This is a genomic window from uncultured Pseudophaeobacter sp., assembly GCA_905479575.1.
Classification (GTDB): Bacteria; Pseudomonadota; Alphaproteobacteria; order Rhodobacterales; family Rhodobacteraceae; genus Pseudophaeobacter.
The window spans coordinates 37,446-57,738 of sequence record CAJQNB010000008.1 but is presented as its reverse complement, the minus strand read 5'-3'; the positions used below and the strand labels follow the sequence as shown (position 1 = coordinate 57,738).

Here is a 20,293-nt window from a genome sequence, read left to right as displayed (position 1 = left end):
TGAGTTTTATGTTTACATATTTATGATGTCAAATAATATACATAAAGAAGCCATTCGGGAAGCCCAATATGACCATCTGGACACCACAGGACGACGGCTATGCCGACCTGAGCAGCCACGACACCTTTGCCAATGGGGCGCCGCATAACACCTTTGCCCGTCTGCGCCGCGAGGATCCGCTGCATTGGACCGCCTATGCCGGCGGCGAGGATTTTTGGTCGGTCACCCGCTACGAGGACATCACCCAGATGAACAAGAACACTGAGGTGTTCTCTTCGGCGCGGGGCATCCGCATGGAAGACCAGAGCTATGAGGAGTATCTGGCGCGACGCACCTTTCAGGAGACCGATCCGCCGGAGCATTCCAAGGTGCGGATGAAGCTGATGAAGGCCTTTTCCAAGACCTCGATGGCGCAGTATGAGCAGGAAATCCGCGATATCTGCGCCGAGATCCTGGACCCGGTTCTGGAGCAGGGCAGCTTTGACGCCACAAAGGACATCGCCCGGCAATTGCCGATGCGGATGCTTGGCCGCGTCGTGGGCCTGCCAGAGGCGGATCTGCCCTGGCTGGTGGAAAAGGGCGATGCTCTGATTGCCAATACCGACCCCGATTTCACCGCCCATGTGATGGATAAGCTGCAAACGGATGAATACCGGATGATGCCGTTTAACTCGCCCGCCGGGGCGGAGCTGTACGTCTACGCCAAGGAGCTGATGGCGGCAAAGGCAAAGGCGGGGGATACCGCAGGGGTGCTCAATATGATTTTGCAGCCCGCCAAGGATGGCTCCACCATAACCGAGACCGAGTTCCGTAATTTCTTTTGCCTATTGGTGGCGGCGGGCAATGATACCACCCGTTACTCTATTGCGGCAGGGATTCAGGCCCTGTGCCATCAGCCTGAGCTGTTGGCGCAAATGCAGGCGGGGGGCGCGGTTTGGGAGACTGCAGCGGATGAGATCATCCGCTGGGCCACGCCTGCGCTGTATTTTCGGCGCACTGCGACGCGGGATGTCGAGATGCATGACAAGCTGATCCGGGAGGGTGACAAGGTGCTTTACTGGTTCATCTCGGCCAATCGCGATGAGAGCTATTTTGACGATCCCCTTCGGGTGAACCTGATGCGCAGCCCCAATCGCCATCTGTCCTTTGGCCAGTTTGGCCCCCATGTTTGCCTGGGCATGTGGCTGGCCCGGTTGGAGGTCACGGTGCTGTTTCAGGAGCTGGCAAAGCGGATCAGCCATATCGAAGCCAATGGGCCGCAGAAATTCCTGCGGTCGAATTTTGTTGGCGGCATCAAGGAGCTGCCGGTGTGCGTCACCCGGCGCTGATCCTGTGCTGATCTTGCGTTTATCCCAGGGTGTCTTTTTGCGGAGCTCAGGCAAAAATGGGTCCCTGTTAGGCGCTAAATATGTTAAGTAAATATCTGGCAAGCGCTGCGGCAGAACAGGCGCGACCAACCCAATTTGACGTCTCCAACCCGGAAGGATTCCCCTCATGAAGACCCGCTTGCGTGCGATGTTTTGCGACCACCTCAGCATCATGCGGGGGAAGTACCTGCCCAATTCCAAGATTGGCGATGGGGACACCCGGTTTTGCCGCTCTGTCTTTGGCACCCATTATGATCGCGATTTGCTGGATGCGCCGGGATCCCTGGTCAAGCAGGGGATGCCGGATATGGAGCTGCGCTGGCAGCATGACGATATTCGCGACAGCTGGCATGCCTCGACCAAAGTGGTTCTGGGCGACCTCTTTGATGTCGAGGGCGTGCCTTTGTCGCTGTGCCCGCGGGGGGCACTGAAACGCGCGGTTTCGGCCTGGAAGGCGCGGGGCTTGACCCCGAAGGTGGGGATCGAGCTGGAAGCCTATGCGCTGCAGGCGGATGATCGGGGCCGGTTGATGCCCTATGATGCGCCTGGTGGCGTGGTCTATGGCACCGGGCCTTTTGCGGATCCCTTGCGGTTCAATGACCGGATCTGGGCGATGGCGGATGAAATGGGATTTTCGCTGGATATGATCACGGCAGAGTTCGACTCGCCGCAGTTTGAATACACGCTGACCTTTGATGATGCGGTGAAGGCGGTGGATGATATTGTCTTGTTCCGCCTGATGGCGCGGGAGATTGCGCTGGAATATGGCATTGTGCTGACCTTCATGCCCAAGCCGGTGGCCGAGGCGGGCGGATCTGGCATGCATATTAACTTTTCCTTTGTGGATGAGGCCGGGGGCAATGCGCTCTCGTCTGGGCCACGGGGCGGGCCGGAGCATATGAATGACCTGGCGCGGGGCTGTCTGGCGGGGGTCTTGCAGCATCACAAAGGCCTGGCCGGGCTGATTGCGCCCACCGCGAACAGCTATATGCGGCTGCAGCCGGGATCGCTGTCGGGCTATTGGCAGAACTGGGGCGGCGATCATCGCAATGTGACCACGCGGATCAGCTCAGAGGGAGGCGCCAAGGCGCGCTTGGAGCACCGGATGGCGGATGCCTCCTCCAATCCTTACACTTCGGTAGCAGCAGTTATGCAGGCCTCATTGCTTGGGGTGGAGAAGGGCTATGAATTGCCGCCGATGGAGACGGGCGATGGCTTTGACCGCACCGATGCGCGGGAGGGGACAGCGATTGACCTGAAAGGCGCGGTGAATGATCTGGAACGTGATACGGTGCTGGCAGAGGCCGTTGGCGCCGAGCTGGTCGCGAACCATGTCTTTATGAAGCGCAAAGAAGTTCGCAAAACCCGGGACCTTGAAGGCGACGGGATGCGGGACTTCTACGTTCACTTTGTCTAGCGCTTTGTACGGCACGGACGAGACCGGGCTTGATGGCAGGGCTGCTTTTGCAAAAGCAGCCTAGCTCACCATATAGAACAGCCGCGCCGCGGTAGCGGCGCTACGAGAAGCAGCGGGCCCGAAGCATATGCTTCGGGCCCGCCATGGTATCTGGTGGCAGCCGACCTATGGTCGGCTGCGGCGGCGCTTGTGTCTGCGTTAGCGCACCGCCGAAAAGCCTGCGTCCAGGGCGGAAAGGATGCCCTGGACGTCTTGTGCGGTGAGAACCAGCGGGGGCGAGAGGATGATATTGGGGCCGGAAACGCGCACCATTGCACCGTTCTGGTAGGTCACCTCTTGCAGGGTGGCAGTGGTCTGTTTATCGATTGGGCTCTTACTGGCGCGATCTGCCACCAGCTCCATGGCGCACATCAAACCATGGCCGCCACGGACATCGCCGATCAGCGTGTGTTTCTCTTGCAGAGCGAGCAGCCCCTGATGCAACTCCTGGCCACGGGCCGCTGCGTTCTCGGCCACATTCAGGCGCAGGGTTTCCTCCAAACAAGCAAGCGCGGCGGCGGCGCCGACCGGGTGGCCGGAATAGGTGTAGCCATGGCCAATGGCCGCGCGCCCGGTTTTGTCCTGCTCAAACACCTCTGCCACCGCATCCGCGATCATCACTGCACCAAAGGGAAAGTAGCCATTGGTGATGGCCTTGGCGGTGCACATGAAATCAGGCTGCACCCCCCAATGCCGCGACCCGGTCCAAGAGCCTGTGCGACCAAAGGCGGTGATGACCTCATCCGCAATCAGCAGGATGCCGTGCTTGCTGCAGATCTCGCGCACCCCAGGCATGAAGCTTTCATGGGGCGGGATCACTCCGCCAGCGCCCAGGATCGGCTCCATGATAAAGGCCGCGATGGTGCCTGCCCCCTGAAAGGCGATCTCGTCTTCCAGGGCCTGCAGGCAGAGCTGTGCCAGCTTTGCGGGGTCGCTTTCATGAAAGGGATTGCGATAGGTATAGGGGGCCGGGATATGGTAGCAGCCTGGCAGCAGTGGTTCATACTGGGTACGGAAATTGGCATTGCCGTTGACCGAAGCCCCGCCCATGTGGGTGCCATGGTAGCCTTTTTTCAGGCTGAGGAATTTGGTCCGCCCAGCCTCGCCCCGGATTTTGTGATACTGCCGTGCCAGCCGCAGGGCGGTTTCCACCGAATCTGAACCGCCAGAGGTGAAAAAGGCACGGGTCAGCCCGTCCGCCGCGAAAAAATCCTTCAGCACCTCGGCCAGCTGGATCACCTGATCATTACTGGTGCCGCGAAAGGTGGAATAATAGGGCAGCACATCCAGCTGGGCGGCAATGGCGTCTTTGACTGGCTGACAGGAAAACCCAAGGTTGACGTTCCACAGCCCGCCCACGGCATCAATCACTTCGTGACCATCCACATCGCTGATCCGCACGCCGGAGGCGCCGGTGATGATGGTGGGCGGGTTGGCCAGGCTATCGGCGGGATGCGCCATGGGATGCCACAGCGATTTGGCGTTATGTTCCTTGAGGAAATTGGAATCTTTCATTGGCTAAACTCCTGATCGGGTCCAGCGGGGGACCGGGATATCTTGAAAAAGGGCAGTGGTTACAGAGCCGCATCCTGCGGATAATCAGCGGGAGGGCTGCCTCCGATGCGATGGGTGAGGGAGGCCCCGGCCCTGCGCAGGGCGGTGCGAATAGTATCCTGTTGTTGCGGAGACATCCGTGAGGCAGGGGCGGCCACGGCAAGCGCCCCGAGCGCCTTATGGTCTGCACCAAAGATCGGCACCGCATGGGAGTGCACTTCCAGCTCAAAGCTGCCCAGGGTGTCTGCAATGCCAGTCTCGCGGATCTGGGTCAGTTTGGCGCGGATCTCATCAGGATCGACCAGCGTCTTGCTGGTATGCACTTTCAGCGGCTGCGCCAGCACCTGTTCGACAAAGTCCGGATCGGCATAGGCCAGGATCGCGAGGCCAGAGCTGGTAGCATGATAGGTCACGGTCTGGGCGTCATCCATGGTGACCTTGGTGGCATGGCGCGGCGAATAGGCATGGCTGAGGGTCTGCACCCAGGTTTCATGCCCCAAGGACACATGGGTCGTCTCGCCGGTTTCATCGCTCAGCTCGCGCAGGACACGGCGGGACACCGATAGGATCGGGGTTGAGGCTTCGCGCAGCGCTGCCAGGTGCAAAACCTGTGGCCCCAGCCGATAGGCGCGATCGTTTTCCCCCTGTTCCACAAAGCCCGATTCTTGCAGCTCACCCATAAGGCGATAGGCTGTCGCCTTGTTGATGCCCGAGAGGCGAGTGAGGTCGCTCAGGCCGATTTCGGTTCGGTCGGGGGCGAAAAAACTTAACAATGAAAGGGCTTTGCTGACAGTTCCCATATGCCGGTCCGAGCTCCGTTTGGCCAATTGCGCGGCGAGAGTTTGGAAAAGAAAACTCCTGCGTTGATATTTTGTTGACAGATAAGCAAGCGGCCTGTCAATCTAAATTCAAACCAACGGTTCAAATAATGAACCAATCTTGCTGAAACCTCAGCACCAACCGGGAGACTGAAATGAAACTGACCCATCTCGTGAAAGGCGCCGCTGTTGCTGCCGCTCTTGGCCTCAGCGCTGTGGCTGCGCAGGCTGAATATCCAGAAAAACCTGTAAGCTTTATTGTGCCCTGGCCTCCTGGTGATCTGGAGGATGTGCTGACCCGCATGATCGCAGATGATTTTCAGGCCGAATACGGTGTGGCTGCTGCTGTGGTGAACAAACCCGGCGGTGGCGGTGGCCCCTTCCCAGGCGCAATCGAAGTGGCCAATGCGCCTGCGGATGGCTACACGGTTGGCTCTTTTGTGATCGGCGTGCCGGTGATGGGTCATCAGATTGATATCCCGCCGCTGACCCCGGAAAAGTTCGACCCGCTGGGGATCTTCCTCACCTATCCCTTTGTCATCGCCACCTCGGCGGATGCGCCCTATTCTTCGATGGAAGAGCTGGCCGCCTATGCCAAGGACAACGACGTGGCCCTGGGCCATTTTGGCGATGTGCTGACGCCGACGCAGGTAACCAAAGCCTTTGCCAAGAACGCAGGCTTTGAGTGGGGCTCGGATGCGGCTTTTGATGCGTTGGACTGCAATACCCTGGCCTCTGGCGATGCGGATGTGATCAACACCACCCTGCAGCTGATCCTGCCCTGCCTGGATCAGGTCAAGGTTCTGGTCTCAATCACCGATGAACGTATCCCGCTGGTGCCCGACGCGCCCGCCATTGGTGAGCTGGACGCAGGCCTCAACATTGCCCTGTGGAACGGTCTGTTTGTCACCAAGGACACGCCGCAGGATGTGCGCGAAAAAATCATTGCCGTGGCGCAGAAAACCATGATGAGCGAACGGGCGCAGGCCGTGGCAGCGGAAACCGGAGCGCTGGTCTATTGGCAAAGCGCCCCCGACAGCGCCGCCCGCGTGGCGACTGACATTGCCACCATGGCAAAAATCGGCTCGATCCTAGAGTAATACTCCGCACCTTTTGCCGGGGCCAGAACTGGCCCCGGTTCCCGTTTCAGCGCGAAAAAGATCCTCCCAATGACCACGGAACGAGAACGCCGCTTTGTCGGCCCCCGGCGCGGGCAGCTGGTATTTGCCCTTGTGTTTCTTACCCTCTCGGTGCTGCTTTTGGCGCTGATTGGTGAACAGACCACCTGGGTCAAAAAGGCCAAACTCTTTGCCCAGCCCCGGTTCTGGCCAGCCGTGAGCCTGGGCGGAATGGTGCTGCTTGGGGGTTTGCATTTTTACCATCTGCCCTGGCGGCGGGCCTCGCGCTATGACCTGTGGGAGACGCGGCAATGGGGGCGCAGCGCGGAATATGCGCTCTGGTTTATGGGCTATGTGCTTTTGGTTCCCATCATTGGCTATCTGCCCGTAACCCTGATTTTTGTCCCGTTGCTGGCGCGCCGTATGGGCTATCGCAGTCGGTTCATGATGGGAATTAGTCTCGGCTTTGCCCTGGCAGTTGTGCTGCTGTTCAAGGGCGTCTTGTCTGTCCGGATCCCTGGTGCACTGCTCTATGAGTATCTGCCCGGGGCCCTGCGCAACTTCTTTATTCTCTATTTCTAGTCCTCGGGGTTTTTGATGGATCTTATCCTCTCTGCAATCGAAATCCTGATGCGCTGGGACGTGGCGCTGGCGCTGCTTGCGGGCTCGGTTGGTGGGGTGCTGATTGGCGCCATCCCCGGCGTTGGCCCGGCGGTGGCCATCGCCATCCTGCTGCCGGCGACCTTTTCTATGGATCCAATTGTGGGCCTGACAGTACTGTTGGGGATCTATGGCTCCTCGATGTATGGCGGTGCCATCCCGGCGATCCTGATCAATACACCGGGCACTGCAGTGAATGCGCTGACCACCTATGATGGCTATCCGATGACCGCACGCGGTGAGCCGCGTCGGGCGCTGAGCCTGGCTTATTCTGCCAGCTTTTTTGGCGGTGTCTTCTCGGTGATCTGTCTGATCTTGTTTGCGCCGCTGCTGGCCAAGGTGGCGCCGATGTTTGGCAGCCGCGAGATCTTTTTGGCGGCCCTGCTGGGGTTGATCCTGGTGGTGGTGGCCCATCGGGGCCAGGCGCTGATCGCAGGTGCACTGGCCTGTCTGGGGATTTTTCTCAACACCATCGGCATGGAGCCGGTAAAATACACCCAACGCTACACCTTTGATCAGAATTTCTTGGGCAGCGGCGTGAACCTGATCGTGGTGGTTCTGGGGTTGTTTGCGCTGAGCCAGGCCTTTGTGTTGCTGATGGATGAGGACGAAAAGGTTCATATCACCAAGCTGCGCGGCGGCATGTTTCAAGGGCTGCGCGAGCTGGCGCGGCATCCTCGGGTCACCGCCGTTTCAGCCAGCTTTGGCGTTTTGATGGGAATGATCCCCGGGGTTGGTGAATTCACCGCTCAATTCATGTCCTACACCTATGCGCAAAAGTCATCAAAACGGCCGCAGGATTTTGGCAAGGGCTCCTCTGAGGGGCTGATCGCTGCCGAGACCGCCAATAACGCCGTGCCCGCCGCCGCGATGGTGCCTCTTTTGGCCCTGGGCATTCCCGGCGAGGCGCTGACAGCGATGATGCTGAGCGTTTTTTACGTGCATAACGTGGTGCCGGGGCCGGGGCTGTTTCAAAACGACATGGATTTTGTCGTGGCGCTGTATTTGGCGTTGCTGATCCTTAATGTGCTGGTTCTTGGCTTTCTGCTCTTTGCCACTCGCGCCTTGGTGCAGGTGGTGAAGATCCCCAATCGCTTTCTGGGCGTCTGCATCCTGACGCTGAGCTTTGTGGGGGTGTATTCGCTGCGCAATTCCGCCACCGATTGCCTGATCGCGGCGGGCTTTGGTCTCTTTGGCTTTATCCTCAAACGCCTGTCCCTACCGGCGGTGCCGATCATCCTAGGCATGGTTCTGGGTGGCATTATGGAGGTCAAGCTGCGTTCGGGTATGGCCCGGGTCAAGGAGCTGCTGGATTTCATCGACCGACCGATATCGTTCATTCTTTTCATCATCATCATCTTGGTTCTGGCGAGTCATATCCTGCGCGTCTGGCGCGATCGCAAAGAACTGAAGGAGGCCGAATGGCAGAACAAGACCGCATCCACCAGCTTCGGAAAGCTGATGTCGCGCCGCAAAAACTCTTTCTTGAAGGATCGTGGGAAAGAGGTTCGGGGACGCCACTCGAAGTTACTTCGCCGATTGAAGGGGCTGTTCTAACCACGCTTGAGGGCGCCTCTGCAACAGATGTTGAACGCGCTGTCGCTTCGGCGCGGCGGGCCTATGACGATGGCCGTTGGGCGGGGCAGTCCCCCGCCGCACGCAAGAAAGTGTTGCACCGCATCGCTGACCGCATCGAGGCCGAAGCGGTGGAACTGGCGGTGCTGGGTGTGCGCGACAATGGCACCGAATTCAACATGGCGCTGAAGGCCGAACCAGGTTCGGCGGCCGGCACCTTTCGCTATTACGCCGAAGCCCTGGATAAGGTTGCGGGCGAGGTGGCACCGACGCAGCCGGATGTGCTGGGGCTGGTGCATCGCACGCCTGTCGGGGTGGTCGGTGCCATTGTGCCCTGGAACTTTCCGCTGATGATTGGCGCCTGGAAGCTGGCACCGGCTTTGGCCATGGGCAATTCGGTGGTGCTGAAACCAGCGGAAACAGCCTCGTTGACGCTGTTGCGCCTGGCGCAGATCTGCGTCGAGTGTGGCCTGCCGGATGGGGTGTTCAACGTGGTCACAGGCAGCGGCGCCGAGACCGGCGCCGCCTTGGCGATGTCCATGGGCGTGGATGTGCTGACCTTTACCGGATCGGGCGGCACCGGGCGCAAACTGCTGGAGGCCTCGGCGCGGTCCAATCTGAAACGCTGCTATTTGGAACTGGGCGGGAAATCCCCCAATATCGTCTTTGGCGACGCGCCGGATTTGCAAAAGGCGGCCCGGGTTTCCGCCATGGGAATTTTCCGCAACTCTGGCCAGGTCTGTGTGGCGGGATCACGTCTGCTGGTTGAGGCCTCGGTACATGATGAGTTTGTCGCCCTGCTAAAGGCCGAGGCCGAGGCCCTGCGGGTAGGCGATCCACTGGATCTGGGCAATCAGATCGGCGCGGTGAACTCGGAAGAACAGCTGCGGCGCAACCTGTCCTTTATGGATATGGCCCGCGCGGAGGGCGGTCAGGTGATCACCGGAGGCGCGCGCATTCTGGCAGAGACCGGCGGCAGCTATATGGCGCCAACCATCGTCACTCATGTGGCACGCGATCATGCCCTGTTCCAGCGCGAGGTTTTTGGCCCGGTATTGTCGGTCACAAAGTTTGAGACCGAGGCCGAGGCCGTGAGCCTGGCAAATGCCACGGATTTTGGCCTCGCCGCTGGGGTCTGGACTGCGGATCTGTCGCGGGCCCATCGTATGGTCGCGGCTATCCAGGCCGGGGTTGTGCATGTGAACACCTATGGGGGGGCGGATAATACGGTGCCTTTGGGCGGTGTTGGGCAATCTGGCAATGGCCATGACAAATCCCTGCATGCGCTTGATAAATATGTCGATCTGAAGACGGCCTGGATTCAGTTGTGAGGGATGTTGTGAACAGGTTTTGCAGTGCAAAACCTGTGGCCTCCGGCGGAGGTATTTGGAGTAAGATGAAAGCGGGGGCGCCTTGGGCGTTGGGTGGGTGAGATGATGGCTGCAAAAACAATCCTGGTCGCAGGGACCTATGATACCAAAGATGATGAGCTGCATTATCTGGCGGAGATTATTCATGGCCAGGGCGGTCGGGTCTTGTCGATGGACGTGAGCGTCCTGGGGGATCCCAGCCGGCCTACAGATGTCAGCAAGCATCAAGTGGCCGAGGCAGGGGGCAGCTCAATTGAGGCGGCAATTGGCGCGGGTGATGAGAATACCGCGATGCAGATCATGGGCAGCGGTGCTGCGGCTAAGGCGTTGGAACTGTACCGTGCGGGAAGCATTCACGGGGTTGTGGTCTTGGGGGGGACTATGGGGACGGATCTGGCGCTGGATCTCTGCGCTGCCCTGCCCCTCGGGGTGCCCAAATATGTGGTCTCTACCGTTGCGTTTTCGCCGCTCCTGCCGCCGGAGCGGATTCCGGCGGATGTGCAGATGATTCTCTGGTCAGGCGGTCTTTATGGATTGAATTCGATCTGCAAGGCGGCGCTGAGCCAGGCTGCCGGGGCGGTCTTGGGGGCGGCGCGTGCTGTCGAAGCGCCGCGCCGGGAGCGGCCGTTGATTGGCATGACCTCCTTTGGGAAAACGGTACTGCGTTACATGGTGACGTTGAAACCTGCATTGGAGGCCCGAGGCTTTGAGGTGGCGGTGTTTCATGCCACCGGTATGGGGGGGCGCGCCTTTGAAAGCCTGTCCCGTGAGGGGGCTTTTGCGGCGGTAATGGATTTTGCGCCACAGGAGGTTTCTAACCACATGTTTGGCGGGCTCTCGGCGGGGGCGGACCGGCTGACCAATGCAGGTCAGGCGGGTATTCCGCAATTGGTGGCTCCGGGCTGTTACGATCTGGTGGATTTTGTCGGATGGCAGGCCGTTCCCCCGCAGATTGAGGGGCGTCCGACCCATGCGCATAACCGCCTGTTGTCTTCTGCGGTGCTCGAACCGGGGGAGCGTCGCGCTGTGGCGAAGAGCCTGTGCGATAAGCTGTCGCAGGCGCAAGCCCCGGTGGCGTTTGTGCTGCCAAACCAGGGCTGTAACGAATGGGATCGTCCGGGCGGCGAACTGCATGATGCTGAGGGGCTTGCGGCTTTTTGTGATGAGATCCGCAGCCTCTGTCCTGACACCGTTGCGCTGCATGAGCTGGATTGCCACATCAACGATGGGGCATTTTGTGACCGGGTGTTGGAGATCTTTGACGGGTGGATGGCAAGCGGCCTGGTGCGCGCGACGGCGTAGGGTCGGCTGGACTGGCTGACGGAGACGCCCGAACTGGCCATCTGAACTCCAGTCTGAACAGGACAGAGACGATTTTTGCGCGGGCGGAGCTGTGGCAGCGGGCTTTAGAATGTTGCCTGGCGTGGCCCTGACAGTCGCAGGGGCATCGGCGGAAAAGACAAGGAGGGCATCTGTTTAGAGCAGCTGTCCTTTTTTCTGTTGGCGGCCTGGATTTCTCCGTAGTGCAGCATTCCCCAGCGTCGCGCAGGTTTATTGCTTGATCACCGCGATGCTCTTGCCTAAGGTGCCTGCAATTTTGTGGAACTAGGTTCTGCATAGTGGAATTTTTGCACAAGCTGCTCCACCTCCAAGTTGTAGCGGGTGAGCCGAGGTCGTGACGCAGGGTTCTGGATCGCGGTATCGAGCCGGGGCTGGCATGGGGACTTGGCTTGTGCTGAGAATGAAAAAGGACTTAGGGCTAGACCGGACGATTGTTTGGTAGACCTAAAGAGGAGAGGAAATTCGAATGACAGATGCCATCGCATACGAGCGCATTGGGGAAATTGCGGTTCTGAAAGCGCAGAATCCTCCGGTGAACGCGCTGGGCTTTGATATTCGCGAAGGCCTGCTGGCTGGGATCGAACGGGCTGAAAAGGACGGTGTAAAAGCGGTTTTGATCTATGGTGATGGCCGCACCTATTTTGCCGGGGCCGACATTACTGAATTTGGCAAACCCCCACGCGGCATCTTTTTGCCCGACCTCTGCGCACGCATCGAGGCCTCTCCTTTGGTGGTGGTCTCTGCGCTGCACGGGACCGCTTTGGGGGGCGGGCTGGAGGTTGCATTGGCCTCGCATTACCGCATTGCAGTTCCATCGGCGCGGGTGGGTCTGCCCGAAGTGCTGATTGGGGTGATGCCCGGTGCCGGTGGTACCCAGCGTCTGCCACGTTTGATCGGTGTTGAGGCCTCTGTGGATGTCATCACCTCGGGTCGTCAGGTTGGCGCCAAAGAAGCGCTGGCACTGGGTATTCTGGATCGCATCGAAGAGGGTGAGCCGCGCGAGATTGGTCTGGCCTATACTCAGGAATTGCTTGATAGCGGCGCCACCCGTCGCCCCGTGAGCGAAATGCCAGCACCAGAGGCGGTTGATTTCGATGCGCTCTATGACAAGGTTCTGAAAAAGGGCCGTGGCCTGCTGGCGCCTGCGGTTGCGGTGCGCGGTATTCAGGCCTGCTGTGAGCTGCCTTTTGACGCGGGCATGAAGCGCGAGCGCGAATTGTTCATGGAACTGATGGATACTGATCAGCGTCAGGGCATGATCCATGCTTTCTTCTCGGAGCGCGCTGTCAGCAAGCTGCCTGAGCTGAAAGGCATTGCCCCGCGTGCGCTGGCGTCGATTGGCGTTATCGGTGGTGGCACCATGGGTGCAGGTATTGCTACCGCAGCACTGCTGGCCGGCCTTCCGGTGGTGATGCTGGAGATGAGCGACGAGGCGGCAGAGGCCGCAAAAGGCCGCATCGCGGGCAATTTGCAGGGCGCCTTGAAGCGCGGCAAGATTTCCGAAGCGCAATTCACCCAGCTCACCGAAGAGGCGCTGACCCTGGCCACCGACTATGACGCCTTGAGCGATGTGGATCTGGTGATCGAGGCGGTCTTTGAAGAGATGAGCGTCAAGAAAGTGGTGTTTGGCAAGCTGGATGCGGTCTGCAAGAAGGGCGCGATCCTGGCCTCCAACACCTCCTATCTGGATGTGAATGAAATTGCCGCCTGCACTTCGCGTCCTGAGGATGTGATCGGGCTGCACTTCTTCTCGCCCGCGCATGTGATGAAGCTGCTGGAAATTGTTGTGGCAGACAAGACTGCGCTGGACGTGGTTGCCACCGGCTTTGCCCTGGGGCAGCGGCTGAAAAAGATCTCGGTGCGCGCTGGCGTTTGCGATGGCTTTATCGGCAACCGTATTTTGGCTACCTATCGCAAGGCGGCTGACCATATGGTGCTGGATGGGGCCTCACCCTATCAGATCGACAAGGCGCTGACTGATTTTGGCTTTGCCATGGGGCCCTTTGCCGTGGCGGATCTGGCCGGGCTCGACATTGGCTGGGCGGTGCGCAAACGCAAACGGGCCGAAGGCATGGACCCGCGCGATCGTGACAGCGAATATATGGATAAGGTCTGCGAAGCTGGCAACTTTGGCCAAAAGACCGGCAAGGGCTATTACATCTATGAGGCCGGTAAGCGCGGCGGCACGCCAAACCCAGAAGTCACCGATTTGATTGCGGCGGAACGGGCGGCAAAAGGCATCACGCCCCGGGCCTTTACCGATGACGAAATTGTCACTCGTTATATGGCGGCAATGGTCAATGAGGCCGCCAAGGTTGTGGGCGAAGGCATCGCCCGCCGCCCGCTGGATGTCGATATGACCCTGCTGTTTGGCTATGGCTTCCCGCGTTACCGGGGTGGGCCGCTGAAATGGGCCGATATGGAAGGCTTGGACAAGGTTCTGGCCACGATCAAAAATGGTGCGCAGGAAGATGACTATTTCTGGGAGCCTGCGCCCCTGCTCGAAAAACTGGTGGCTGAAGGCCGCTCCTTTGATGATCTCAACAAGGAATAAAGCAAATGAAACAAGTCGTTATTGTCTCGGCCGCCCGTACCGGGTTGGCTAAGTCCTTCCGGGGATCCTTCAACATGACCCATGGGGCCACCATGGGTGGTGCTGCGGTTGAGGCTGCCATGGCGCGCGCCGGGATCGAGGGCGCGGAAATCGAAGACTGCATCATGGGCTGTGGCGCTCCCGAAGGGGAAACCGGATCCAACATCGCGCGTCAGATCGCCCTGCGCGCAGGCCTGCCGGTAACCGTATCGGGCATGACCGTGAACCGGTTCTGCTCGTCCGGTTTGCAGACCATCGCGCTGGCGGCTCAGCAGATTATCTGCGAAGGCGCAGGTCCCATGGTTGCCGGCGGGGTCGAAAGCATCTCGATGGTGCAACCAAAGGTGCGCGCGGCTCCTGAGGCCTGGCTGCAGGAACACAAGCCCGCTGTCTATATGACCATGATCGAGACCGCCGATATCGTGGCGCAGCGCTATGGTATCAGCCGCGAAGAGCAGGATGCTTATGGTCTGCGCAGCCAGCAACGCATCGCTGCGGCGCAGGAGGCAGGTCTTTTTGCTGATGAAATCGTGCCAATGACCACCACCATGGCGGTCAAGGACAAGGAAACCGGCGAAATCTCGATGAAAGAGGCGCTGGTGGATCGGGACGAATGCAACCGCCCCACCACCACGCTGGATGGTCTGGGCAGCTTGGCGCCGGTTCGCGGTGACGGCAACTTTGTCACCGCAGGCAACGCCAGCCAGCTGTCTGATGGTGCCGCCGCGGTGGTCCTGATGGACTCCAAAGAGGCCGAGAAGCGCGGGCTCGAGGCCATGGGCGCCTTTAAAGGCTTTGCGGTTGCAGGCTGTGAGCCAGACGAGATGGGCATTGGTCCGGTCTTTGCCGTTCCACGTCTGCTGGAGCGCCACGGCCTGACCGTGGACGACATCGACATCTGGGAGCTGAACGAAGCCTTCGCCAGCCAGGCGCTCTATTGCCGCAATCGCCTGGGCATTGATGACGAGAAATGCAACGTCAACGGCGGCTCGATCGCCATTGGCCACCCCTTTGGCATGACCGGTGCGCGGATGACCGGCCATATCCTGCGTGAAGGCAAACGTCGCGGGGCCAAACTGGGCGTTGTCACCATGTGTGTGGGTGGCGGCATGGGGGCCGCAGGCCTGTTTGAGATCTACTGATCTAAAGCGTTTAATCTAGCAAAGGAGCGCCCATATGCCCCATCGAGGGCCATATGGGCGCGCCCCGGCCTGCGGACCGGGGGGCGGCTTTCTGGGAGGAAGCACCAAATGGATCTGAATTACTCAGTTGAAGAGCAGGCGTTTCGCGCCGAAGTGCAAGAGTTTCTGGCACAGAAATTGCCAAAGGAAATGTCTGACGCCATTCGCGTCGGGCGTGAGCTTGGCAAAGAAGGCCATGAGAAATGGCATGGCATTCTGAACGACCAGGGTTGGCTGGCGCCGAACTGGCCCAAGGAATTTGGCGGCTGCGAGTGGAACGCGGTACAGCGCCATATCTTTGAGGAAGAATGCTGCCGCGCCAATGCGCCCCGCATTGTGCCTTTTGGCTTGGCGATGCTGGCGCCGGTGTTGCAGAAGTTTGGCTCCAAGGAACAGCAAGATCACTATCTGCCCCGCATTCTGTCTGGCGAAGACTGGTGGTGTCAGGGCTATTCCGAGCCCGGTGCCGGATCGGATCTGGCCAGCCTGAAGACCCGCGCTGTGCGTGAGGAGGACCACTATGTGGTCAACGGCCAGAAAACCTGGACCACCCTGGGCCAATACGCCAATTGGATTTTCTGTCTGGTGCGCACGGATCCGGATGCGAAACAGCAATCCGGGATCTCTTTCCTGCTGATCGACATGGACACACCGGGTATCGAAGTACGTCCGATTATCCTGCTGGACGGCACCCACGAGGTGAACGAAGTCTGGTTTACGGACGTCAAAGTTCCGGTGGAAAATCTGGTGGGTGAGGAAAACAAAGGCTGGACCTATGCCAAATATCTGCTGACCCATGAGCGGACCAATATCGCCGGTGTTGGCTTTAGCAGTGCTGGCCTGGAGGCGGTGAAACGCATGGCTCGCAGCCAGATGCATCGCGGCCGACCTCTAAGTGAGAACCCGCATTTTGCCGCCCGTGTGGCGCGGGCCGAGATCGATCTGATGGCCATGTCCACCACCAACCTGCGGATCATTTCGCGCGCCGCCTCTGGTCAGGCGCCAGGGGTTGAAAGCTCGATGCTCAAGGTGAAGGGCACAGAAATCCGTCAGGAAATCAACGACTTGGCACGTCGCGCAGCGGGTGCCTATGCGATGCCATTTGTTTCGGAGGCGCTGGAAGGCGGCAATGAGCCCGACATGGGGCCGGAAGGCAGCGCCGCTGCCGCTCCGCAGTATTTCAACAATCGCAAACTTTCGATCTTTGGGGGCTCCAACGAGGTCCAGAAGAACATCATTGCCAAAGTCAAACTGGGAGGCGGGGCATGAACTTTGATCTGACAGAAGAACGTCAAATGCTGCAGGACAGCCTGCGTCGGTTCCTGCGGGACAACCAGGACGGGCTGCGCGCCAGCACGCGTTTGGGGGATGCAGAAAACGCTCTCGGGTTTGATGCTGGGATCTGGGGCAAACTGGCTGAGCTGGGCGTCATCGGTGCCCTGTTCAGCGAAGAAGACGGCGGTTTTGCCGGCGCGGGTTTTGACCTCACCACCGTGTTTGAAGAGCTGGGGCGCGCCGGTGCCGTAGAGCCGCTGCTGGACACAGCCATTCTGGGCGGTGGCTTGATCGCGGCCCTGGGCAATGAGACGCAAAAAGAACTGGTGGAGCAGGTGATTGGTGGCGAATTGCACCTGGCCCTGGCCCATGGTGAACCCAACAGCCGCTATGATCTGGCGCAGGTGGAAACCACCGCACAGGTTGAGGGCGACGACATCGTTCTCACCGGGCGCAAGGCCGTTGTGATCAATGCTGAAGCCGCCGACTACCTGATTGTCTCGGCACGCGAGTCCGGTGCTGCCGCAGACGAAGAGGGGATCTCTTTGTTCCTGGTGCCACGTGACAGCGCTGGCCTGTCGCTGCGCGGCTATGCGCTGCTGGCCGGTGGCCGGGCGGCTGAGGTCGATATCGACGGGTTGCGTCTTTCTGCGGATGCGCGACTGGGCGCAGGGGGCTCTGCCTATGGGGCGCTGAAACGGGCGAGCAACCGCGCCGAGGTGGCGCTGGCTGCCGAAACGCTGGGCGCGATGGAAGCGGCAACCGAGTTGACGCGGGAATACCTGCTGACACGGCAACAGTTTGGGCGGCCAATTGGCACGTTCCAGGCCTTGCAACACCGGATGGCCACCCTGCTGATCGAGCTGGAACAGGCCCGCTCTGCGGTGATCAATGCTGCGGGGTACCTGGACTCTTCTGCTGCAGAACAGGCCTTGCAGATTTCAGCGGCACGCAACCTGATTGGCCGCGCAGGCCGTTTGGTCGCTGAGGAAAGCATTCAGCTGCATGGTGGTATTGCCATGACCGAAGAGTATGAGCTGGCCCATATCGCCAAGCGCATCGTGATGGCGGACCACCGGTTTGGTGACACCGATACTCAGCTGGAGCGTTTTATTGACCAAAGCGCGGCCTGAGGCAGATCAAGCTGAAACGGGCCAGTGTGACGCTGGCCCGTCAGAAACCGACCTTACTTTTCAGATCGAAGACCCGGGCGTTCAGCAACTGGTGGGGTACAAAACGACAATCGACCGGCGGGATGGGTCCTGCCGGGTGACTTTGGATTTGCAGCCACCTCACCTGAACCGCCATGGCATCCTGCACGGCGGTATCGTTGCGACGGTTCTTGACGTGGTCTGCGGCAATACCGCCTCGCAGTTTTTTGATCCTGAAAACCATGCCGCTCTGGTCACTGTATCGCTGACGCTGTCCTATGTGGCGGCGGTGCGTCAGGGGCGGATTACCGCCACGGCACGGGTCACCGGCGGTGGCGCCTCCATTGCGCATCTCTTGGGCGAACTGCACGACGAGGAAGGTCGGCTTCTGGCCACTGCAACGGGCGTGTTCAAAAGGATTCGCAAATGACTGTTTTGGCCCGACTGGAAGACCAGGGCGATCGCGCTGTTGTGGTGAACATGAATGCCACCCGTCGCGGCGCCCTGTCGCCAGATCTCTATGCTGCGATCAATGACGCGGTGGCCCTGGCGCAAGAGCCGCGCATTCGCGCCATTTTGCTGACATCTGAAGGCGGCTTTTTCTGTGCGGGCGGGGATCTGAACGTCTTGATCGAACGGCGCACCCTGACTGAGGCGCAGCGGCGCGACAAGGTGGATGAGCTGCACGGGATGATCCGGGGGCTGCGCGCAGCCCCGGTGCCGGTGATTGCCGCCGTTGAGGGTGGCGCCGCAGGCGCTGGCCTGTCGCTGGCCCTGGCGGCGGATCTCATCGTGGCTGAGGCAGGCATCAAGTTCACCGCGGCTTATGTCAAGGCGGGGCTGGTGCCGGATGGGGGCCTGACCTCTGCTTTGGCACGCATGCTGCCACGTCCGCTGGCAATGGAGATGTGTCTTTTGGCACGTCCGGTGACGGCGGAACGGATGCAGGCGCTGGGGGCGGTAAACCTGGTGGTGCCCGGCGATCAGGTTCTGGCCTCGGCACAGGCGCTGGCAGATACTCTGGCCAAGGGACCACCTCAGGCACAGCGGATGATCCGTCACATGATGTCTGAGGCCTATGAGACCAGCGAGTCAGCGCAGCTGGACCGCGAGCGCAACGCTATGGCAGAGGCGGCTGGCGCAGCCGAGGCTGGCGAGGGGATCGCGGCATTTTTGGAAAAACGCGCGCCGGAATTTGGCGCGACATAGCCCTGGGCTGGAACTGCTGTGCGGCAGTACAGGGCGGAAGACACACAAACAAAAACAGGTGGGGAGCTGCGGTGATGAATTACTGGCATGATCTATTGGCAGCGCAGGCAAAGGCGCGTCCTGAGGCTGCAGGATTTTCCGACAGTGTCGGCGTGAGCTGGAGTTATGGGGCGCTGGCAACGGCGGTGGCAGAGCTGTCACAGGTGATCACGCAGGCGGGCGTTCGGCCCGGCGACCGGGTGGTGGTGCTGGCAGAAAACTGCTGTGCGGTGGTGGCGGCGCTTTTGGCAAGCTCGCAATGTGGCGCCGTGGCGGTTCCGGTGAATGCCCGGATGAGCAGCGGAGAAGTGGACCGTATCCTGGATCATGCCCGCCCTGTGGTGGTGTTGATCTCGACCCAGATCGAAGGCAGTGCGCAGACCCATGCAACCCGATTGGGTGCAGAGGAAATTACCGGCTCTTTTGGCGCAATGCATATGGCCTGCCCTTACCCAAGTTCTGGCGATGCGCCCGCAGATGCTGCTGTGCTGCTCTATACCACGGGCACCACTGGCGCCCCCAAAGGCGTGATGCTGACCCATAAGAACCTGCTTTATGGTGGCAAGGCCTCTGCAGAGCTGCGCGATATGGTGCCGGGGGATGTGATTTATGGGGTTTTGCCGATGACCCATGTTTTTGGTCTGGCATCAGTGATGACAGCCTCGCTTTATATCGGCGCGGAGGTTTTGCTGGAGGCGCGGTTCTCGGCTGAAAAGCTCTATCAGGCACTGCGTCGGGGGGTGACCCGGTTGTCGGCGGTGCCGCAGATGCATGCTCTGGTGATGCAATTTGCCAAGGAACAGGGGCTGGACCGGCTTGATAGTCCGGTGTTGCAATATGTGTCCTCCGGGGCGGCGCCGCTCGACCCGGATTGGAAGCGACGGGCCGAGGCCTTTTATGGTGTGGCCCTGCAAAACGGCTATGGCATGACAGAAGCCACGGCCGGGGTGTGCGCCACCAAGAACAGCAGCCCCGGAAATCCGGATATCTCGGTTGGGCCGCCCCTGCCTGGTGTCGAGGTGCGCATTGATGAAAGCGTTGCGGGTGGCGGCGAGGGCATTGGCGAGGTGCTGATACGCGGTGATAATGTAATGCTGGGGTACTACCGCAATCCGGAAGAGACGGCGCTGGTGCTGGATCAGGACGGCTGGCTGCGCAGTGGCGATCTGGGACGGCTGGACGCCCAGGGTTTTTTGCATATCGAGGGTCGCTCGAAAGAGTTGATCATCCATGGTGGCTTCAATGTATTCCCACCAGAGGTCGAAGCCGCGTTGAATGCCCATCCGCAAGTGGTGCAATCCGCAGTGGTCGGGCGGCGCGGCAAGGGCGATGAGGAGGTTCTGGCCTTTGTGCAGGTTTCACAAGACGACCAGCCTGATGTGGCCGACCTGATGCAATTCGTGCGGGGGCAGCTGGCTGGATACAAATGCCCGGCGCAGATCGTTTTGACAGAGGTCTTGCCGGCGGCGCCTACCGGCAAAATTCTGAAACATAAGCTGTTGGAGCATTTTGCCCAGCAGCTTCGGTGATGTCGCGCGACGGCTTTAACAGGAAAGGCGAGGGGCAGTGCCCTCGCCTTTGATCAT

Annotated in this window: 16 protein-coding genes; 14 read left to right on the top strand and 2 right to left on the bottom strand. The window is 60.0% G+C overall.

Annotation, left to right across the window (positions count from 1 at the left end; all coding sequences use genetic code 11):
- Nucleotides 1–68 precede the first annotated feature (68 nt).
- The gene (locus QZ268_RS03580) at nucleotides 69–1,328 is read left to right on the top strand and encodes a cytochrome P450 (protein ID WP_295448088.1); all 1,260 of its coding nucleotides are present in this window, start codon (nucleotides 69–71) and stop codon (nucleotides 1,326–1,328) included.
- A 166-nt stretch (nucleotides 1,329–1,494) separates the two neighbouring features.
- Nucleotides 1,495–2,784, top strand: coding sequence for a glutamine synthetase family protein (locus QZ268_RS03575; protein WP_295448084.1), 1,290 nt, complete (start codon nucleotides 1,495–1,497; stop codon nucleotides 2,782–2,784).
- Nucleotides 2,785–2,982: 198 nt separating this feature from the next.
- Here the strand turns inward: QZ268_RS03575 and QZ268_RS03570 are convergent, their stop codons facing one another.
- Nucleotides 2,983–4,338: an aspartate aminotransferase family protein gene (locus tag QZ268_RS03570; RefSeq protein WP_295448081.1), complete on the bottom strand. Its 1,356-nt coding sequence runs from the start codon at nucleotides 4,336–4,338 to the stop codon at nucleotides 2,983–2,985.
- A 59-nt stretch (nucleotides 4,339–4,397) separates the two neighbouring features.
- Nucleotides 4,398–5,177: an IclR family transcriptional regulator gene (locus QZ268_RS03565; protein ID WP_295448078.1), complete on the bottom strand. Its 780-nt coding sequence runs from the start codon at nucleotides 5,175–5,177 to the stop codon at nucleotides 4,398–4,400.
- 173 nt (nucleotides 5,178–5,350) lie between these two features.
- Between QZ268_RS03565 and QZ268_RS03560 the strand changes: the two genes are divergently transcribed.
- From QZ268_RS03560 to QZ268_RS03505, 12 genes are all read left to right on the top strand, one after another.
- Nucleotides 5,351–6,295 carry a tripartite tricarboxylate transporter substrate binding protein gene (locus tag QZ268_RS03560; protein ID WP_295448074.1) on the top strand — a complete coding sequence of 315 codons (945 nt, stop codon included), beginning with the start codon at nucleotides 5,351–5,353 and terminating at the stop codon, nucleotides 6,293–6,295.
- A 69-nt stretch (nucleotides 6,296–6,364) separates the two neighbouring features.
- The gene (locus QZ268_RS03555) at nucleotides 6,365–6,895 is read left to right on the top strand and encodes a tripartite tricarboxylate transporter TctB family protein (RefSeq protein ID WP_295448071.1); all 531 of its coding nucleotides are present in this window, start codon (nucleotides 6,365–6,367) and stop codon (nucleotides 6,893–6,895) included.
- A gap of 15 nt (nucleotides 6,896–6,910) precedes the next feature.
- Nucleotides 6,911–8,530 (top strand): tripartite tricarboxylate transporter permease, encoded by a 1,620-nt coding sequence (locus QZ268_RS03550; RefSeq protein ID WP_295448068.1) that lies wholly within the window; start codon nucleotides 6,911–6,913, stop codon nucleotides 8,528–8,530.
- The gene (locus QZ268_RS03545) at nucleotides 8,413–9,879 is read left to right on the top strand and encodes an aldehyde dehydrogenase family protein (protein WP_295448123.1); all 1,467 of its coding nucleotides are present in this window, start codon (nucleotides 8,413–8,415) and stop codon (nucleotides 9,877–9,879) included. The genes QZ268_RS03550 and QZ268_RS03545 overlap by 118 nt, the downstream gene beginning before the upstream one ends.
- Nucleotides 9,880–9,981: 102 nt before the next feature.
- The gene (locus QZ268_RS03540; RefSeq protein WP_295448065.1) at nucleotides 9,982–11,220 is read left to right on the top strand and encodes a Tm-1-like ATP-binding domain-containing protein; all 1,239 of its coding nucleotides are present in this window, start codon (nucleotides 9,982–9,984) and stop codon (nucleotides 11,218–11,220) included.
- A 505-nt stretch (nucleotides 11,221–11,725) separates the two neighbouring features.
- The gene (locus tag QZ268_RS03535; RefSeq protein WP_295448063.1) at nucleotides 11,726–13,813 is read left to right on the top strand and encodes an FAD-dependent oxidoreductase; all 2,088 of its coding nucleotides are present in this window, start codon (nucleotides 11,726–11,728) and stop codon (nucleotides 13,811–13,813) included.
- Nucleotides 13,814–13,818: 5 nt separating this feature from the next.
- On the top strand, nucleotides 13,819–14,994 hold the full coding sequence (locus QZ268_RS03530) for an acetyl-CoA C-acyltransferase (RefSeq protein WP_295448060.1): 1,176 nt from the start codon (nucleotides 13,819–13,821) through the stop codon (nucleotides 14,992–14,994).
- Nucleotides 14,995–15,102: 108 nt separating this feature from the next.
- Complete coding sequence (locus QZ268_RS03525; protein WP_295448057.1) at nucleotides 15,103–16,302, top strand: acyl-CoA dehydrogenase family protein; 1,200 nt, start codon at nucleotides 15,103–15,105, stop codon at nucleotides 16,300–16,302.
- Nucleotides 16,299–17,441, top strand: a complete 1,143-nt coding sequence (locus tag QZ268_RS03520; protein ID WP_295448054.1) for an acyl-CoA dehydrogenase family protein — start codon at nucleotides 16,299–16,301, stop codon at nucleotides 17,439–17,441. Before QZ268_RS03525 ends, QZ268_RS03520 begins: the two co-directional genes overlap by 4 nt.
- Nucleotides 17,422–17,889, top strand: a complete 468-nt coding sequence (locus QZ268_RS03515; RefSeq protein WP_295448051.1) for a PaaI family thioesterase — start codon at nucleotides 17,422–17,424, stop codon at nucleotides 17,887–17,889. The genes QZ268_RS03520 and QZ268_RS03515 overlap by 20 nt, the downstream gene beginning before the upstream one ends.
- Nucleotides 17,886–18,668: an oxepin-CoA hydrolase, alternative type gene (locus QZ268_RS03510; RefSeq protein ID WP_295448048.1), complete on the top strand. Its 783-nt coding sequence runs from the start codon at nucleotides 17,886–17,888 to the stop codon at nucleotides 18,666–18,668. The genes QZ268_RS03515 and QZ268_RS03510 overlap by 4 nt, the downstream gene beginning before the upstream one ends.
- Before the next feature lie 74 nt (nucleotides 18,669–18,742).
- Nucleotides 18,743–20,236: a class I adenylate-forming enzyme family protein gene (locus QZ268_RS03505; protein WP_295448045.1), complete on the top strand. Its 1,494-nt coding sequence runs from the start codon at nucleotides 18,743–18,745 to the stop codon at nucleotides 20,234–20,236.
- Nucleotides 20,237–20,293: the final 57 nt, after the last annotated feature.

Bases quoted from the DNA above. Each gene is read 5' to 3' on its own strand.
- QZ268_RS03505 (WP_295448045.1), top strand. From the start codon at position 18,743: ATGAATTACTGGCATGATCTATTGGCAGCGCAGGCAAAGGCGCGTCCT.
- QZ268_RS03510 (WP_295448048.1), top strand. From the start codon at position 17,886: ATGACTGTTTTGGCCCGACTGGAAGACCAGGGCGATCGCGCTGTTGTG.
- QZ268_RS03535 (WP_295448063.1), top strand. From the start codon at position 11,726: ATGACAGATGCCATCGCATACGAGCGCATTGGGGAAATTGCGGTTCTG.
- QZ268_RS03560 (WP_295448074.1), top strand. From the start codon at position 5,351: ATGAAACTGACCCATCTCGTGAAAGGCGCCGCTGTTGCTGCCGCTCTT.
- QZ268_RS03550 (WP_295448068.1), top strand. From the start codon at position 6,911: ATGGATCTTATCCTCTCTGCAATCGAAATCCTGATGCGCTGGGACGTG.
- QZ268_RS03570 (WP_295448081.1), bottom strand. From the start codon at position 4,338: ATGAAAGATTCCAATTTCCTCAAGGAACATAACGCCAAATCGCTGTGG.
- QZ268_RS03530 (WP_295448060.1), top strand. From the start codon at position 13,819: ATGAAACAAGTCGTTATTGTCTCGGCCGCCCGTACCGGGTTGGCTAAG.
- QZ268_RS03520 (WP_295448054.1), top strand. From the start codon at position 16,299: ATGAACTTTGATCTGACAGAAGAACGTCAAATGCTGCAGGACAGCCTG.
- QZ268_RS03525 (WP_295448057.1), top strand. From the start codon at position 15,103: ATGGATCTGAATTACTCAGTTGAAGAGCAGGCGTTTCGCGCCGAAGTG.
- QZ268_RS03540 (WP_295448065.1), top strand. From the start codon at position 9,982: ATGATGGCTGCAAAAACAATCCTGGTCGCAGGGACCTATGATACCAAA.
- QZ268_RS03565 (WP_295448078.1), bottom strand. From the start codon at position 5,177: ATGGGAACTGTCAGCAAAGCCCTTTCATTGTTAAGTTTTTTCGCCCCC.
- QZ268_RS03575 (WP_295448084.1), top strand. From the start codon at position 1,495: ATGAAGACCCGCTTGCGTGCGATGTTTTGCGACCACCTCAGCATCATG.
- QZ268_RS03580 (WP_295448088.1), top strand. From the start codon at position 69: ATGACCATCTGGACACCACAGGACGACGGCTATGCCGACCTGAGCAGC.
- QZ268_RS03555 (WP_295448071.1), top strand. From the start codon at position 6,365: ATGACCACGGAACGAGAACGCCGCTTTGTCGGCCCCCGGCGCGGGCAG.